This is a genomic window from Endozoicomonas euniceicola, assembly GCF_025562755.1.
GTDB lineage: Bacteria > Pseudomonadota > Gammaproteobacteria > Pseudomonadales > Endozoicomonadaceae > Endozoicomonas_A > Endozoicomonas_A euniceicola.
The window spans coordinates 3,716,509-3,731,259 of record NZ_CP103300.1; the positions used below are offsets into that span (position 1 = coordinate 3,716,509).

Genomic DNA, 14,751 nt, shown 5'->3' on the forward strand with positions numbered 1-14,751 from the left:
ACTTCTGTCGATTGCAATAGAGGGGATGTTACTGGCGTACTCTTCGGAATTGGAGTGCTGCATAAGGAACTCATGCCGCGCTCTCATCATCTCGTCTGTTTCCATTGAGTTAATGATTCGATAACCCGTCGCTCCTACGGTCGTTATCCGCAGCTCTCGGTCTCCTACCTGAATGACATCGAGAGAAACAGGGTAAGGGTAATAGGTGTTGTGATGTTGTCCGTCCGCCACCGAAGGAACCTGCCCTGAACCCGGTGAAAGCAAAAGTGTCGGATTGCCTTCAGAGTTGACAACAGGGATATACTGGGATGAACCAGTGACAGTATATGTCACAGGGGAAACTTCATTTCCCTGATAGGCAATGGGATAGGACAGTTTTGTCTGAGGAGGTGCTTTAGTCCATTCTGGCTTATCCTCGTTACCTGCATGGACTGGCCCTGATAAGAAAGGTAAAAGCCCCAGTGCCTGAATAAACAATGACGTTTTGCGCAGAGCTATCGAGTAAAATGGTTTTGGCATTTTTTACAGTATCCTTGCTGGTACAGATTGGTTTCAAATCACGAGTTTCAATACAAACTCTCAGGGGATATAAAAATCCAGAGTAAAGAGTAGTACCCTTATGTGACTTTTGAACAAAATATTTATGCCAGTAAAATAGGTGGAACTATTGCACCCATTCTGCAATACACAATAAACAGGCAACACAGTTTGCCCTGGCTTAAACATGAGAAATAACAATATGCTCAAAGCTAGCGATGCGTTTATTCCCGATATTCTTGATTCAGGTTCCGCCCGGCTGAGGCAACACATTTCTCCCCATTACTGTATTGATGAATCGGACTGGCTGGCGGAACTGGTGCAAGAGGTCAGACCCACCCCGCAGGAACTGAGGGTTATCTCGCAACGAGCCACGGAGCTGGTTGAGACAGTCCGTGAGCGCAATGACGCTATTCATATGATTGATGCCCTGCTGTTGCAGTACAGCCTTGATACCCGGGAAGGCATTTTGCTGATGTGTCTGGCTGAGGCATTAATGCGAATTCCTGATGCTGAAACCGCTGACGCGCTGATCAAAGACAAGTTAAGCGTTGCTGACTGGAACAGCCACCTTAGCCAGAGTGAATCACTGCTGGTGAATGCTTCCACCTGGGGGCTGATGCTGACCGGTAAGGTCGTTACCCTTGATCGCAACCAAGATGGTTCTTCGTCCGGTATCATCAATCGCCTTGTGAACAAAATGGGCGAGCCTGTGATTCGGCAGGCGGTTCATCAGGCCATGAAGATTATGGGCAAGCACTTTGTGCTGGGGCGCACCATGACAGAAGCCCTGAAAAACGGTCATAAAGCTATGGAGCAGGGCTATACCTATTCTTTCGATATGCTCGGTGAAGCGGCTCTCACCGCAGCCGATGCGGCACGTTATCATGGGGAATACCTGTCTGCGATCAGGGCTGTGGGAACCTTTTCTAAGAACGCACAGTCCCGGAGGTTAAACGCGCCACGTCCCTCCATATCCATCAAACTGTCTGCCTTGCACCCCCGCTACGAGGTGTCCCAGAAAAACAGGGTGATGACCGAGCTGTTTGATAGTGTGCTGGCATTGATTCAGGAGGCCCGGCAACAGGATGTTGCTATTACGATTGACGCGGAAGAACAGGACCGGCTGGAGCTCTCCCTTGAACTGTTTGAAAAACTGTATACACACCCGGACTGTAGCGGCTGGGGAGGCTTTGGGCTGGTGGTTCAGACTTATGGCAAACGGGCATTGCCGGTACTGGTCTGGCTGGCGGGGCTGGCCAGAGAGCAGGGAGACCGAATTCCGGTCAGGCTGGTAAAAGGGGCTTACTGGGACAGCGAAATCAAACTGTGCCAGCAACAGGGTTTACAGGGTTATCCTGTTTATACCCGTAAAGAAGCGACTGATGTCGCTTATCTGGCCTGCGCCCGTTTTTTATTACAGGACTTTGCCCAGCCTCTGTTATTTCCACAGTTTGCCAGCCATAACGCTCACACCGTCGCCGCCATTCTCTGTATGGCGGGAAGCCAGAAAACCTATGAATTTCAACGGCTGCATGGGATGGGGGACGCTCTTTATAACACGGTTATACAACAAGAGTCGTCAGATGTAAGAATCTATGCCCCGGTTGGCAGCCATAAAGACCTTCTTCCCTATCTGGTCAGGCGTTTGCTGGAAAACGGGGCGAACTCATCCTTTGTTCATCGCCTGGTGGATGCGAAAACCCCCGTGGCCGATCTTGTTCACCATCCTGCCGAACAGTTGCAGCAATATTCAGTACTGGCCAATGACCGTATCCCCTTGCCAGAAGCCATTTTTGGCAGCGAGCGGGTGAACTCCAGCGGCATTAATATTGATATAGAACATGAGTGGGCACCCTTCAGTGAGGGTGTGCAGAGGCATATGACCCGGCAATGGAAAAAAGGCCCCATCGTGGGTGGTCAGCCAGTGGAAACCGCTGAGGTTTCAAACATATTGAGTCCATACCGACGGCAGGAAACCGTTGGCACCATGAACGGGGCTGGTAACGCTGAGGTTGAAATGGCTCTGGATAAAGCCACCCATGCCTTTAACCGTTGGAACCGGACGGATGTCAGTCAGCGTTCTGCCTGTCTGGAACGACTCGCGGACTTGCTGGAAACGCACCGGGACGAGCTGGTAGCCCTTTGTCACCGGGAAGCGGGTAAAACCATTCATGACGCTATTGATGAGATTCGTGAGGCGGTTGACTTCTGTCGTTATTATGCGGTGCAGGCGCGGGAAAAGTTCGGTGCGCCCATGGTGATGACTGGACCAACCGGGGAATCGAATGAACTGTATCTTTCCGGTCGTGGCGTTTTTGTCTGTATCAGCCCGTGGAACTTTCCCCTGGCGATTTTTCTCGGGCAGATTACGGCGGCACTGTCAGCGGGTAATGTGGTAATTGCCAAACCGGCGGAACAGACCGGGCTGATTGCAGCGAGAGCCACCGAGTTAATGCTGGAAGCCGGAATACCTGATGATGTTATTCATCTGCTGCCAGGTGATGGAGCAACGGTGGGTGGCCGTTTAGTGGCTGATCCACGAATCGCAGGGGTTGCCTTTACAGGGTCTACTGAAACAGCGCAGCGGATTAATCAGACTCTGGCCAACCGACCGGGAGCCATTGTGCCATTGATTGCGGAAACCGGCGGTATGAACACCATGCTGGTGGATTCAACGGCACTGCCTGAACAAGTGGTGCAGGATGTTATTCATTCTGCCTTTGGCAGTGCCGGGCAGCGCTGTTCGGCTTTACGGGTTTTGTATATTCAGGACGATGTTGCGCAGCGGATTATTGAACTCCTGAAAGGCGCTATGCAGGAATTGCGGGTGGGCGATCCGGCGCTCCATGAAACCGATGTTGGCCCTGTTATTGATGCGGATGCGTTGGCAGGTCTTGAACGTCATGTGGAGAAAATTAAGCAGGAAGCCACACTGATTGCTGAAACGCCGTTGTCAGAAGAGTGTGCTGATGGCTACTTTATTGCCCCTGTCGCTTTTGAAATTAACCGCATTTCCCAGCTGGAACGGGAACAGTTTGGCCCAATATTGCATGTGATTCGCTATAAGGCTTCAGAGCTGGATCAGATTCTGGATGATATTAACGACACGGGTTATGGTTTGACTCTGGGTGTGCATACCCGCAATGAGGCTTCTGCCTGTTACATTGAAGAACGCCTGAACGTGGGGAATGCTTACATTAACCGTAACCAGATAGGTGCCGTGGTCGGGGTTCAGCCTTTTGGTGGGCAGGGACTGTCAGGTACCGGGCCTAAAGCCGGTGGGCCGCATTATCTGTACCGGTTTGCCACCGAGCGAACCCGCACTGTTAATACGACGGCGGTCGGTGGTAATGCTACGTTATTGTCGCTGGGTGATGGTTGACAGCTTCTTTACGTGGGGGGAGAGCGGTCACCAGAAGCTATTGCCTCTTATGGGCTATGGGTTGGCTCTGCCCTTTTAAATCTGGCAAACCCGGCTACCTTCTCCCCGAGACAGCTGGGCTTGCGCGCCGCTTTTGTGGTTACCGGCGGTTAGTCATTTTTTTTTCTCATAGACAAAACGTTGTTGGCAAGTCGGGCAGTTCTTTATACCGTCTTTGATAATATTATTAGCGCAGTTTTGGTGTATTTTATGACCGCATGGCAATATTTTGCACCCGAAAAAGACACTTTCAGAACAAACGCAGCAAGCTTCATGGGCTGATTTTTCACTGCACGGATGATTATCTTTGAGGTGATTGTCAAGGCAAACACCGCACCCATCGCAATGGAAAGAACTATCCCCATGGATACGACATATACCACATTTATTGCAGTGATGAGGGCTGTCTTTCAATCCGCTGAATTGCTGGCAATGGGGACAAAAATACTCAGAAAATTTAATGCCGCATTTTTGACAGAATTCATTGAATCCCTGCTCCTCTTTGCAAGAGCAACATTTTATTTTTTTTGCGTTGCGGGCTTTTAGTTTGACTGTTCCACAATCGCTCCGATCATTGTGGCAGCGATGACAGGGCCACCATGTTTCATTACAGCATTCAAAATTGACCAGGCAGCGTCGCTGATAATGCTCACAACCCTCGGAGCCAGTATCCTCTGCATTCACTGCCGCTGCTGCTGACTGCTCAGCCTGAGTTCGGAGTTCAGCTGCCGGATCCATAACAGAACCAAAGTGGACGCCACTAACAATAGCGTCCCCACTTGAACCTGAAACAACAGGCAGCAGGCTATTCGCCTGATTTGAACCCCAAAGTAGCAGTTGTTCCATTACTATGTCGATCATTGCCTGCAGTCCTGTTGCTACTGCCCCGGCTGCTCCCTGACGATTATTTGTGGAATCAGCCGGCGTATTATCTGTGGCAACCCCATCACTCTGGACGTTAGTGGGTACTGGTGTTGAAGTGGAAGCGTGGTCGCCCAGGTCTGGCCCTTGCATACCATTTAGCTCTGATTCTGAAAGTATTGTCGGTTCCTGAAAGTTCTCATGCACTGCAGCTTGTTCCTGACAGGCTTCTGGGTTTTCCGAAAGGTTGCATAATCCCGGTCGATTCTGGAAGGTAATCGTTTGAAAGGCTCCCGGTTCGTTGCTCCGCCCCGGAGTAACAATTGAGCGCTGCCCATCCTCCACTCTCAGATCAACTGTCAGGGCTGAGTCTGTTTCCCGTAACTGGAATGACAGTGAGTTATTGGGAGAGTCTACGTTTATGGCAGCAACCGATACGACAGGTAATAGATTATTTATCGCAGCCAACTCGGGAACCAGCACCCAAAGATTTAAACTTTCAATTTCCTTCAGGATTTCCCTGAAGTCTGATTCTTCAAGTCTATTTTGCAGAACCCCGATCAGCTCAATCAAACGTTCAATGGGCGTAACCCTTTGAGGGGGATGCTGGTTACTTAACACAGCGGTGTAAGTACCTTCAAAAATTAATCTAATTTCATCAACCTGTGTTGGTGGGATAGCACTGGTAATACTGAGTCTTTCAAGAGTGGAAATCAGGGAATCCGTACTATCGAAACCAGCTGCATCCTGGTTTTCCTGATTTAACTCTTCAATATTAGAAGGTGCTGGAGTCAGGGTTAGAACACCCGTGTCAGGCTGAAAAATACATAAACCTCGTTCTCTTGACGATTCAACAAACTCTCTGGGTTGCTCTCCAATATTCTGAATAGTGATTGAGCCATCATCGAGCTCAGATAGTTGTATATATTGAGTTTGTTTTATTTCCTCCGAGACCTGTATTTCATATGGATAGAAATGCACCCCTGCCGCCTCGGCTCCGGGCGCCACTGACAACAGGCAAACAATTAAAACCAGAAACCCGGAGCAGAAAATAAATATAGAGCTAACGATAGCGAGCAAGGCATTTTTATTGGAAAAAGTAATCATAACGTTCACTCCACTTCGCTTTCAACTATCCAGTTTTTCAGCGCAAAATCGCTTCACACTGAGTTTCTTTCAGTTTGAAAGCACTTTTAAAAGGGATGTTCGAGACATAATTCATGTTTATAGAAAACATCTGTCGTCAATGGGGGGGCAACTGGTTGCCTGAAATTAATCAATCAGCTCGTTTATATAGAACGCTTTAATCCTAAGCGCCACTTTAATTAATGAACCGAGAGCCAGTCGGACTTAGAGCAAAAATCTGGCGTAATTGCCAATAATCACCTTTCAGGCAAACGACTTCTGACAAATGAAGAAATGGACTTTCAGGCCAGTTGACCGCAGCACTCCAGACATGTTTCCTGCCAGTGTCGATGATTATTTACCGGAACGTTATCTCGCCCGTTTTGTTGTAAAGGTCGTCGAGCAGCTCGGTTTTGATCCGTTCATCAAGTCCTGTAGCAATAGAGGCTCCAAAGCCGGGCATCCATCACTCATGCTCTCACTGTTATTTTATGGATTTTTCTTTAGGTAAAGTGGGGCGATGGTGCCGACGAGAGGACTTTTTATTTATTTTTAATCAATAACTTATATGGTTTTGTGGTTATTTTGGCTTACCACACAATTTGAAATTATTTTATGGGTAAAGTATCCGATATTAGATATAAGTGGGTATTTGTAGTACCCACTATATATTTATTTCTGCCTTGTCTTTTTCACGAAACAGTATCATAAACCCCCACAACCACACCAAGGATCGGGCAGTCTTCCGCTTGGCCGTAGCCGCAGCATATAGTTCTGTCTGAATCCTTTGCTACTACCCTGCTATCCTTTCTTGGTTTTTGGTCAGGATCCACGATAAGAACCCGACCAACCTCCACCCCTTCTGCAGCTACCTGAGTACCAACTTTTAACCCCAACAACATAGCATCACCGCCTTATTCTTATTTCCTATATAAAGAGACCCTGGCCAAGATCGAGCCCACTATCTCACAAGTCTTAGAGTTATCAAGTTTTGTGCAATTTCCGCACAAATCAGCCAGTTCTTGTGAACATACGACTGAGAAAACTCATAATTAAAAACTCTGATTCACTTTCTACAGGAATTTTTGCCCCAGTGTCTTAACAGAAAAATATTGGTATCAAATCTTGTTAAATGATTTTCAGCTAACCTTGACGACTGTCTGACATATAAGCCAGACTGGCTCCCATCACCTGCAAGTGCTGATAACACTACTCAGGTGGGAGCCATCCCAGCAGGACAAACGGCTACTATGCCGGGCGTCCACGGATAGAAAACCGTCAACGGTGGGTTAAACCGTGCCTTCGGGTGGGAAGCAGTGGGGAGTGCTGAGTACTCTTATCAGCGTCCCGGCACCACTTTCTATACAGCTCTGTTCAGAGCTGGGGCTCCATATTGATAATGATATGGACATCGAAACCGCACTCTCTGAGCTGCGGTTTTTTTGTATCTGGAACATACGACACCTGTATTAGTTACTGCGTTGTCAGTGTCGCGAGGCCTGCGCGTGACACCATCTTGCGGCGTGTAAAAAAACAGATAACTGATACAGGTCAATTTTTTTCAGCGAGTTGCACGGCGTGCAACATTTAGCTGGAAACAGGACAGTTACTAACCAAAAAAAATGAATGCTTTTTGAGAAATTCGTAATAATTGGGGGTGGAGCTATGAATGTACCGACATTTTTCGGAGTGTTTAGAGCATGTGCTCACTGTCAAAGGCTGGCGATCAAAGCGGCTGGCTCTGGAGATAAATGTGAATAAATCAACTGTTTCACGTTGGTTGAATGGTGAAACCGAGCCGCGTAACTTAGCTGAGCTGGTGTCTATTGCGGAAGCACTGGATGTCACTACGGATGAGCTACTGGGTCATCATAATGAACTGACCCCGCACCTTGAGCTAATACGAAAGCTGCCCAAAGACTTGCGAGATCAGGAACTAAAGAGGCTGCAAAAGCTGGTAGAGAACTACCGCAAGACTTGAGCCAGCCGGGCAGGATGCCCGCTACAAAGTTAACTATTGGTTGATTTAAGTTTCAGTGCCGTTTTACACTGTCTAACAACTTGAAGCTGTATACCAAATAACAAAAAGAAGACAAGGAAGGCAAATGTACGCTGTTGATACCGATGATGAGTACAGTCGGCTTGTTCAGGCTGTATACGATAAGGTAATTCTTGAAAGCAGCAAAGTTTTGCTAAACAGTAAGCGATTCAGCATTCATATCCTTAAACTTGCTGATGATCCAACTTATCAGGAAATAGCCGACGCTCTACTTGAGGTTTGCGACATGATTGACTTTCTGGTAAAACATCGGGGTTTAGAAGAACATGCTTGGACATGCGCCAAAGCTAGGGATTATGCCAAGTTTGTTGCTGATGTAGCTAAAGCAATAGAAGCATGTGACGAAGTAGAATTAAAAAGACTAACGGAAGAAATGGATAAGGGGAGCTTCCTATGAAAACCATGACCACACAAGAAATCACAAACAAGATTTTCAGGTTGTTGGATAGAGTTGGTGAGCTTGCAGAAAAGGCATACCAGGCTCATCTCAAGGCTGAAAATGAGCAGGCAAAAAAAGCAGCCTGAATGATCCCTTACACAGATTAAAGAAGCCCGGTTAACCCGGGCTTTCTTCTATCCCTTCGGTACCTCCCCCTCCACCGAACAAACATACCCCTTATCCAGCTTATGGGTAACACGGCTCACCACCCAGTCACCATCAACAGCAGTACGAAACCCCACCAGCTTTAACACTGTTTCCGCTTTCAGGTCCGGGGAACCGGGCAATGTTAACGACAACCGGCTGGCTCCCCGCTGCATGGATTCATAGCGTGACTTCGCTGCAGCTTCTGCGGCGGGCTGGTCGGCGTAGTTGTGGGTAATCTTCAGTTCGGGCTTGCCCTCGCCTGCCGTTACGGTCTTTTCTTCGCCGCTGCCAATGTCCTGCCAGCGGGTTGTCACTGACTGGTATTTGCTGCGTTCTGCAATCCGTACCTTCCAGCTGGTCAGGTCTTCAGGCTTGATGATGACCGGCGGGATCTCTTTGCCGGTGGCCGTCTTGCCCCTGCCTTTTTCCATGAATAACAAACGACCAGAGACAGGTTTCACCATGGCGTTATGGTCTTTGGCTATCCGGGTCAGCAGGTTGATGTCGCTTTCGCTGGTCTGGTCGATGTGTTCCAGCTTAATATCGGTCAGGGTGTCACCCACCACCGGCGTCATCTTCTGTTCTTCAGCGATGGTTTTTACCAGATCGCCAATGGTGATGTTTTCCCAGCTGCGGTTTTTCTGGGTTTGTATCTGCCCGAATGTATCCGAAGCTGGTGACAGTGGCGCGGCCTGCGCTTTTATTGTCATGGTGGACGGTGGTCCCGACAGTTCCAGTTCATTGACAATGAATAGCCCCATGTTCTGAACATGGCTGTCATACCCCAGCCAGACCTCCAGCTTTGCGCCGGTGCCGGGCAGGCTGTACCCGGGGGCGGCGTCGTGTAGCTGAATGGTCAGGCTGTCTGACTGAATGCCCGCCTCATCGGTCAGGTTCAGGCTGATCAGGTTTTCAGAAACAGCGTCGGTGATGTCCTGCTCATTTGCAGTAATACGGTAAACGGGCTGAATGCCGGTGCTTAGTCCCACAGCTTCACGCCCCCGTCCCGCTGCTCAACGGGAAAATCCGGTAAGGCAACGTCAAGGCCAGCGGGCAGCAGTGCGGATTGTCTGCCTAGCTTGGGGTTATGCTTTAACACCAGCTCCACAGCGCCGGTTTTGTTGCCGTAGAATCGCCAGCATATCCAGTCCAGGGTATCACCCTGCTTGGTTCGGTAACGTGTCGCCATAGTAAATAAGACTCAGGCTGAACTCCTGCTGGCGGGGAATACCACCAGCGAGGTGTTTGGTTTGTGTTTCGTCGATGTCTGTCAGGCACCAGTAGCCGTGAACGATGCCCAGGCTATCCACCAGCAAGTGAGGTTTGCCGGTTCCGGCCAGTTCACGCAATGAATCCAGCTGACCCGCACCGCCGTTAAACTGGGGGAAGATCACGCCCGCCAGTTTTATAGTGTCATCCCCCGGGCCTATAAACTGGCGCGCTGCGGTTTTGTTGATCCGGTCCTGACTGCTCCAGCGGTACGACGTGGTACGCTGCAATCGCTGATACGCTGCCGTGTTCAGGCTGAACGTGTAATTGCCCAATTTCATCATCACCTGCGACATATCAGGCTCCTGCTAAATCGTACAGGGCATTATCACCACCCCATTCGGTGGCGGTTTGCTGCCCTATCTCTGTGGCATCCTGACCGGGAGCCGCATAGATATTAATGTTATCCACCTTCCGGGCGTCGGTCTGGCTGACCTGCTGAGTGGGTGCAGCCTGCTGGATGGTTTCCTGTGCTTTCAGGGCTTCCGGTTTCTGCACCTGGGCATCATAGGCACCACCGATCTGTGGTCTGTTGTTCTCTTCCGGCTTCAGGGGAGAGTTGAAAAGGTACGGCTGCCTGTTGTCTTCTGGCTTATAAGCCGTCTGACCGAACGGTGGGATAACCGGCTCCGGTCGTGTTTCGGTTAGCTGTTGCTGAGTAATGCCCAGACGGGGCTTGGTGGGTGCTTCGTTTTCCGTGTCGTCATCATCCCCGAAACCGAAAAAAGATTTCACTTTATTTGCAGACTGACTGATCCAGTCAAATTTTGAAGAGATCCATTTAATCGCCGGTTGCCAGGCATTAACAATCATTCCAAGCGGTGAAAAGCTGAATGCGGTTTTTATCAGATCCCACGCCATACCAACGGACGATGACACGCTGTCCCACACCGAGCCGAAAAAGCCCGATATGGGTTCCCAGTTGGCATAGATCAGCGCCGCGCCACCCGCAATGGCAGCGGCCACCAGCCCAATAGGGTTAGCCATCAGGGCAACCCCGACGGCTTTTATACCTGCGCCCACCACCGGCAAGACACCACCCAGCGCACCAAGGGAACCCACTAAACCACCAATGGCAGACACCACACCAATAACGGAAGCAATCATCTTGCCCGCCATCACGGCACCAACTGCCAGGGCGGCATTCTCCCAACCGCCGATAAACTGCACGGCGCTGTTAATGGCTGAGCCCAGCGACCATAAGCCCTTGCCCAGCCCAACAACACCGTCCACAATGGCGGGGAAAACATTCTTTGCAGCTTCTGCCACCTTCCCGCCCCATACGCTGATCTGGTCCCGGTTTTTAGCAATCCAGCCTGACATACTCTTGAACGCTTCTGTCACCACTGGCATTAACTGCGCCCCCACCATGCGAGTCACGCCACCAATGGACAATTCAACATCGAGCAACGCATCCATATAGTTTTCAGCGTCTGTTGCGGCTTCATTGCCCAGTACATTACCGGTATCCCTGGCATCCTGCCGCAACTGCGCCAGCCCCGCCGATCCGCCCTTGAGCATGTTGGTCATCTTGGCACCTGAACGGCCAAACAGCTGCACCGACATTCTCATGCGTTCGGTCTGGCTGTCCACGCCTGCCATGGCGTCAGCAATTGTATTCAGCTGTTCTTCCGGTGACATCATCGCCATGGTTTCAGCATCCAGACCCAGCTCTTCCAGTACCAGACGACCCTGACCTAATCCTTGCGCCGCTTCCGATATACTACGAATGCCTTTTTGTGCGTTGGTGGCGAACTCCTGCGCCGACATGCCCGAACGTTGGGCGGCATATTCATATTCCTGAAACGACTCCACCCCGAACCCCAACATGGCTGAGGTTTTAGCGGTGTAGTCCATGGTATCCGCCAGTGACTTGGTCATACCGAAGATGGCACCACCTGCCAGTGTGGCAGCGCCGGTTATTCCCATCACTGCCGTTTTGACCTGACCAAACAGGCGACCACTTTTAGCCCCGACCTGCTGCGCCCGGTTCAGGGCGTTCTGCTTGGCCTTGGCTCGCTCCAGCTCATCACCCAGCGCATTGTATTTACGCTCAAGGGCTGAAACATCTTTGCCTGCCTTGCGGTTTTTATTGATTTCCTTGAGAAGTTTGGTCTGTTCGGTTTTGGTTTTGCGGATGTCTTTCTGGGTCTTGCCCAGTGCTTTATTGACCGCACCACCAATACCCTTGAACGAGTTATCAACAGTGCCACCCAGCTTAACGACGGCGTTATAGGTTTGAGTGGCCATCAGTTGTTTCCTTCTTTAGGCAGGTGTTTAATCCATAGCAGCAGTTCGTCTGCGTCCAGCTCCAGCAATTCGGACAATGGCCAGCCAGTATGACTGGCCAGTGCGATACAGGCTTCCCGAATGTCGGAATCACTCAGGACAAAAAATCTTGGAAGGCTTCCTGTAGTTGCTGCATGTCAGCCATATCCAGTTCTTCAATATCCGCCGGGCTGACTTCACAGAGGTTGGCAAACGTAGCAATGTCACGCTCAGCCGCGTTCTTGATTTTGTCCGTGGCCAGCATGTCCTTCACCTTAGGCCGACGCATCCGCAACACACTGATTTCAGTCCCGTCAATGGTGATGGGGTACTCCAGTTTAATGTCCTTGCTCATTCTTTTATTCCCGTTTACAGGCCAATGGCATCACGAACCTGGGCTAAACGATCCACGCCGTTTATTACCCGCTTCATGTTCATCACATCAATTTCATGGATCACACTGCCGCCGTGGGTCAGCTTGTAGTAGTGCAGGTCCATGGTGCAGCTCAGGCTGGGCTTGTCGCCCCCCTTCCAGGTGCCGGGGTCGATCTCGCGAATCTTGCCCCGCATTTCGTAGACGACTGCAGTGACTGTGCCGTCGTAACTTTCCAGCGCACCCCGGAAGGTCAGCGGTATGTCCTGACCGGGGGCGACACCAAACAGCGCCAGCACATCACGGTCAAAACTCACCAGCGTATAACTGGCTTCCAGTTTCTCCATACCCATATCCAGACCCACCGGGGCATCCATGCCACCACCCCGATAGTCTTCAGTCTGAATGGTCAGCTTGGGCGGGGTCAGCTCTTCAACATCACTGGCATAACCACGGCCATCTACAAACATTCGTACATTTTTCAGTACGTCATTGACGAAACTCATAGGATTTCCTCCAGATAATCGTTCACCAGATGACTGCGGAAGGTGATGTGTTCAGCGGGATACGGTGGGGTGAAGTCAAAATTAAAAAAGACTTTGCCCAGTTGGATGTTGGCCGGGCTGTTCAGGTCCGGGTCTGCCCAGCACTCACCGCCCAGAATGGCACCCTGTGCCTGAAGGCTGCGAAGGTAGGCGTTCACGCCGCCGGTCACGTCTTCGATGTAAGTTTTGGTGATATTGCGATCCACAGCCCACATATGCGCCCGCAACAAACTGTCGTTAATAATGTCAGCGGTGCGTCGTACACTCAGGAAGAACCATTTACTGTCCGTAGTGTTGCAGGTGCGGTTGCCCCAGAGACGATAACCATCCATCCGGATAATGGTGGAAACGTGTTTTTCATTCAGCAGGTTGGCGCGACTGCTGGTATCACCCAGAACGAAATCCACCGGACGGGCTGTGCCGGTAATGCCGTAAATGGGTTTGTTAGAAGGTGAATGCCAGAAGCCCTGTTCATTATCAGTGCGGGCAATCACGCCGCAGATTCTGGCGCTGGCGGGTTCCGCCTTGCCGTTGGCAATCACCCAGGGATCCACCACATAGCAGCGCTGCCCAAAGTTTCGGACATAATCAATGGCGTCAGAATCTACCTTGTTAGGACCATCCAGAATGGCAATCGCCCGCATCTTGGCCGCCAGGCTTTCCATTTCTGCCGCAATGGTCTGGTCATGGCTGAAGCCGGGAGCGCATAACAGACGGGGCTGAAAACCCAGTTTTGACTCAGCACCCAGTAGCGCCTTGAGGCCGGTGTAACTGCCGTCTGCCTCTACGCCGCCCAGAACATTCTGCTTGGTGGCGTCATCGTCTGCGCCTTCCTCGACACGAACGACCACCACCACGGCCCCGCACTGGTCAAAGATGCCATCCATAGCGCCGGGCAAGGTACCAGCGCCGGTGCCTTTGGTATCAAGAGCCGCAGCCGCTTTCAGGGATCCCGCCACCAGCACAGGAGTATCGGCAGGAAAAGCGACCGGGTCAGCGTCCGGCGCTGTGCCGACAATACCAATCACAGAGGATTTAACGGTTTGGATGGGACGGGGGCCCGCATCGATCTCGATGACCTCGACCCCGTGTAGGAACTGTTCAGGCATATCCCTGCGCGCCTCGTTGTTTATGGAATTTAACCGTTATCTTGGGCGCGTTGTGTTTGTGTTTCCTCCGGGTTTATTTCCGGTTGCTTTAATTGTTTACCCCTCAGGCCACAACCCTTCCAGCCGCTCAATAAACGGCTGGGGAATCCACAGCTTTACCTGTTCTTCCCCTGCAGTCCTAGCGGCGCGCCTGAGCTGGTCAGCGGTAACCTCTGCTACAGTGTTGTCCGCCAGTATCCAGTTCAGGCGCTCATCCGGTGACGCAAGAGTGGCCGCGCGCACCATGCGTTCCTGACTGATTTCATCGCCGTCGAATTTCATGCCGTCGATTTCTACGACAATGGTGTCTACCTTTGCCTGACGTTCGGCTTTCCATTGTTCGTATTTTTGTTTTTGCTGTTGTTCTTCCGAGACACTTGGATAGGCAAGAAATGGCTTTCCATTCTCATTGATATCAATGATTTTTCCCTCAGATAAGCCAATTAAAAGTGTCTGATGTTCTAATTTTGTGATTTTGACAACATCGGCGGGGATATCACGATGAATACCCGAAATATAAAAACCACCACGCTCTTTGCTGTAATAAAAGTCCATA

General features: G+C 50.6%; 14 protein-coding genes. 5 read left to right on the forward strand and 9 right to left on the reverse strand.

From position 1 onward, the window contains the following. Positions 1 to 739 precede the first annotated feature (739 nt). Positions 740 to 3,922, forward strand: a complete 3,183-nt coding sequence (gene putA / locus NX720_RS15180) for a bifunctional proline dehydrogenase/L-glutamate gamma-semialdehyde dehydrogenase PutA (protein WP_262601592.1) — start codon at positions 740 to 742, stop codon at positions 3,920 to 3,922. Positions 3,923 to 4,075: 153 nt separating this feature from the next. Here the strand turns inward: putA and NX720_RS15185 are convergent, their stop codons facing one another. Continuing rightward, entirely contained in the window at positions 4,076 to 5,929 is a 1,854-nt protein-coding gene (locus NX720_RS15185; RefSeq protein WP_262595642.1) for a CHY zinc finger protein, read from the reverse strand. 304 nt (positions 5,930 to 6,233) lie between these two features. On the opposite strand from NX720_RS15185, the gene NX720_RS15190 reads away from it, so the two are divergent. The 4 genes from NX720_RS15190 (at position 6,234) to NX720_RS15205 (ending at position 8,531) form a co-directional block, all read left to right on the forward strand. Further along, positions 6,234 to 6,458, forward strand: a complete 225-nt coding sequence (locus tag NX720_RS15190; protein WP_262595643.1) for a hypothetical protein — start codon at positions 6,234 to 6,236, stop codon at positions 6,456 to 6,458. Between the two features lie 1,158 nt (positions 6,459 to 7,616). Further along, the gene (locus NX720_RS15195; protein WP_262595644.1) at positions 7,617 to 7,928 is read left to right on the forward strand and encodes a helix-turn-helix domain-containing protein; all 312 of its coding nucleotides are present in this window, start codon (positions 7,617 to 7,619) and stop codon (positions 7,926 to 7,928) included. A gap of 124 nt (positions 7,929 to 8,052) precedes the next feature. Beyond that, entirely contained in the window at positions 8,053 to 8,403 is a 351-nt protein-coding gene (locus NX720_RS15200; protein ID WP_262595645.1) for a PH domain-containing protein, read from the forward strand. Beyond that, positions 8,400 to 8,531, forward strand: a complete 132-nt coding sequence (locus NX720_RS15205; RefSeq protein ID WP_262595646.1) for a hypothetical protein — start codon at positions 8,400 to 8,402, stop codon at positions 8,529 to 8,531. Before NX720_RS15200 ends, NX720_RS15205 begins: the two co-directional genes overlap by 4 nt. A 48-nt stretch (positions 8,532 to 8,579) precedes the next feature. Here NX720_RS15205 and NX720_RS15210 read toward each other — a convergent pair whose 3' ends face one another. The 8 genes from NX720_RS15210 to NX720_RS15245 all read right to left on the reverse strand — a co-directional run bounded on the left by NX720_RS15210 (position 8,580) and on the right by NX720_RS15245 (position 14,750). Further along, positions 8,580 to 9,581, reverse strand: coding sequence for a contractile injection system protein, VgrG/Pvc8 family (locus tag NX720_RS15210; protein ID WP_262595647.1), 1,002 nt, complete (start codon positions 9,579 to 9,581; stop codon positions 8,580 to 8,582). Next, on the reverse strand, positions 9,572 to 9,781 hold the full coding sequence (locus NX720_RS15215) for a tail protein X (protein ID WP_262595648.1): 210 nt from the start codon (positions 9,779 to 9,781) through the stop codon (positions 9,572 to 9,574). Before NX720_RS15215 ends, NX720_RS15210 begins: the two co-directional genes overlap by 10 nt. Then, positions 9,750 to 10,157 carry a phage tail protein gene (locus NX720_RS15220; protein WP_262595649.1) on the reverse strand — a complete coding sequence of 136 codons (408 nt, stop codon included), beginning with the start codon at positions 10,155 to 10,157 and terminating at the stop codon, positions 9,750 to 9,752. The genes NX720_RS15215 and NX720_RS15220 overlap by 32 nt, the downstream gene beginning before the upstream one ends. A 1-nt stretch (position 10,158) precedes the next feature. Further along, positions 10,159 to 12,111, reverse strand: a complete 1,953-nt coding sequence (locus NX720_RS15225) for a guided entry of tail-anchored proteins factor 1 (RefSeq protein ID WP_262595650.1) — start codon at positions 12,109 to 12,111, stop codon at positions 10,159 to 10,161. A gap of 133 nt (positions 12,112 to 12,244) precedes the next feature. Further along, positions 12,245 to 12,484 (reverse strand): phage tail assembly protein, encoded by a 240-nt coding sequence (locus tag NX720_RS15230; protein WP_262595651.1) that lies wholly within the window; start codon positions 12,482 to 12,484, stop codon positions 12,245 to 12,247. A 14-nt stretch (positions 12,485 to 12,498) separates the two neighbouring features. Then, positions 12,499 to 13,008 carry a phage major tail tube protein gene (locus NX720_RS15235; protein ID WP_262595652.1) on the reverse strand — a complete coding sequence of 170 codons (510 nt, stop codon included), beginning with the start codon at positions 13,006 to 13,008 and terminating at the stop codon, positions 12,499 to 12,501. Next, positions 13,005 to 14,156: a phage tail sheath subtilisin-like domain-containing protein gene (locus tag NX720_RS15240; protein ID WP_262595653.1), complete on the reverse strand. Its 1,152-nt coding sequence runs from the start codon at positions 14,154 to 14,156 to the stop codon at positions 13,005 to 13,007. The genes NX720_RS15235 and NX720_RS15240 overlap by 4 nt, the downstream gene beginning before the upstream one ends. Before the next feature lie 96 nt (positions 14,157 to 14,252). After that, the gene (locus NX720_RS15245; protein WP_262595654.1) at positions 14,253 to 14,750 is read right to left on the reverse strand and encodes a DUF4376 domain-containing protein; all 498 of its coding nucleotides are present in this window, start codon (positions 14,748 to 14,750) and stop codon (positions 14,253 to 14,255) included. Position 14,751 lies beyond the last annotated feature (1 nt).

Excerpts from the sequence above, each read along its gene's own strand:
- putA (WP_262601592.1), top strand. The coding sequence starts at position 740 with ATGCTCAAAGCTAGCGATGCGTTTATTCCCGATATTCTTGATTCAGGT.
- NX720_RS15185 (WP_262595642.1), bottom strand. The coding sequence starts at position 5,929 with ATGATTACTTTTTCCAATAAAAATGCCTTGCTCGCTATCGTTAGCTCT.
- NX720_RS15190 (WP_262595643.1), top strand. The coding sequence starts at position 6,234 with ATGAAGAAATGGACTTTCAGGCCAGTTGACCGCAGCACTCCAGACATG.
- NX720_RS15195 (WP_262595644.1), top strand. The coding sequence starts at position 7,617 with ATGTACCGACATTTTTCGGAGTGTTTAGAGCATGTGCTCACTGTCAAA.
- NX720_RS15200 (WP_262595645.1), top strand. The coding sequence starts at position 8,053 with ATGTACGCTGTTGATACCGATGATGAGTACAGTCGGCTTGTTCAGGCT.
- NX720_RS15205 (WP_262595646.1), top strand. The coding sequence starts at position 8,400 with ATGAAAACCATGACCACACAAGAAATCACAAACAAGATTTTCAGGTTG.
- NX720_RS15215 (WP_262595648.1), bottom strand. The coding sequence starts at position 9,781 with ATGGCGACACGTTACCGAACCAAGCAGGGTGATACCCTGGACTGGATA.
- NX720_RS15220 (WP_262595649.1), bottom strand. The coding sequence starts at position 10,157 with ATGTCGCAGGTGATGATGAAATTGGGCAATTACACGTTCAGCCTGAAC.
- NX720_RS15225 (WP_262595650.1), bottom strand. The coding sequence starts at position 12,111 with ATGGCCACTCAAACCTATAACGCCGTCGTTAAGCTGGGTGGCACTGTT.
- NX720_RS15230 (WP_262595651.1), bottom strand. The coding sequence starts at position 12,484 with ATGAGCAAGGACATTAAACTGGAGTACCCCATCACCATTGACGGGACT.
- NX720_RS15235 (WP_262595652.1), bottom strand. The coding sequence starts at position 13,008 with ATGAGTTTCGTCAATGACGTACTGAAAAATGTACGAATGTTTGTAGAT.
- NX720_RS15240 (WP_262595653.1), bottom strand. The coding sequence starts at position 14,156 with ATGCCTGAACAGTTCCTACACGGGGTCGAGGTCATCGAGATCGATGCG.
- NX720_RS15245 (WP_262595654.1), bottom strand. The coding sequence starts at position 14,750 with ATGGACTTTTATTACAGCAAAGAGCGTGGTGGTTTTTATATTTCGGGT.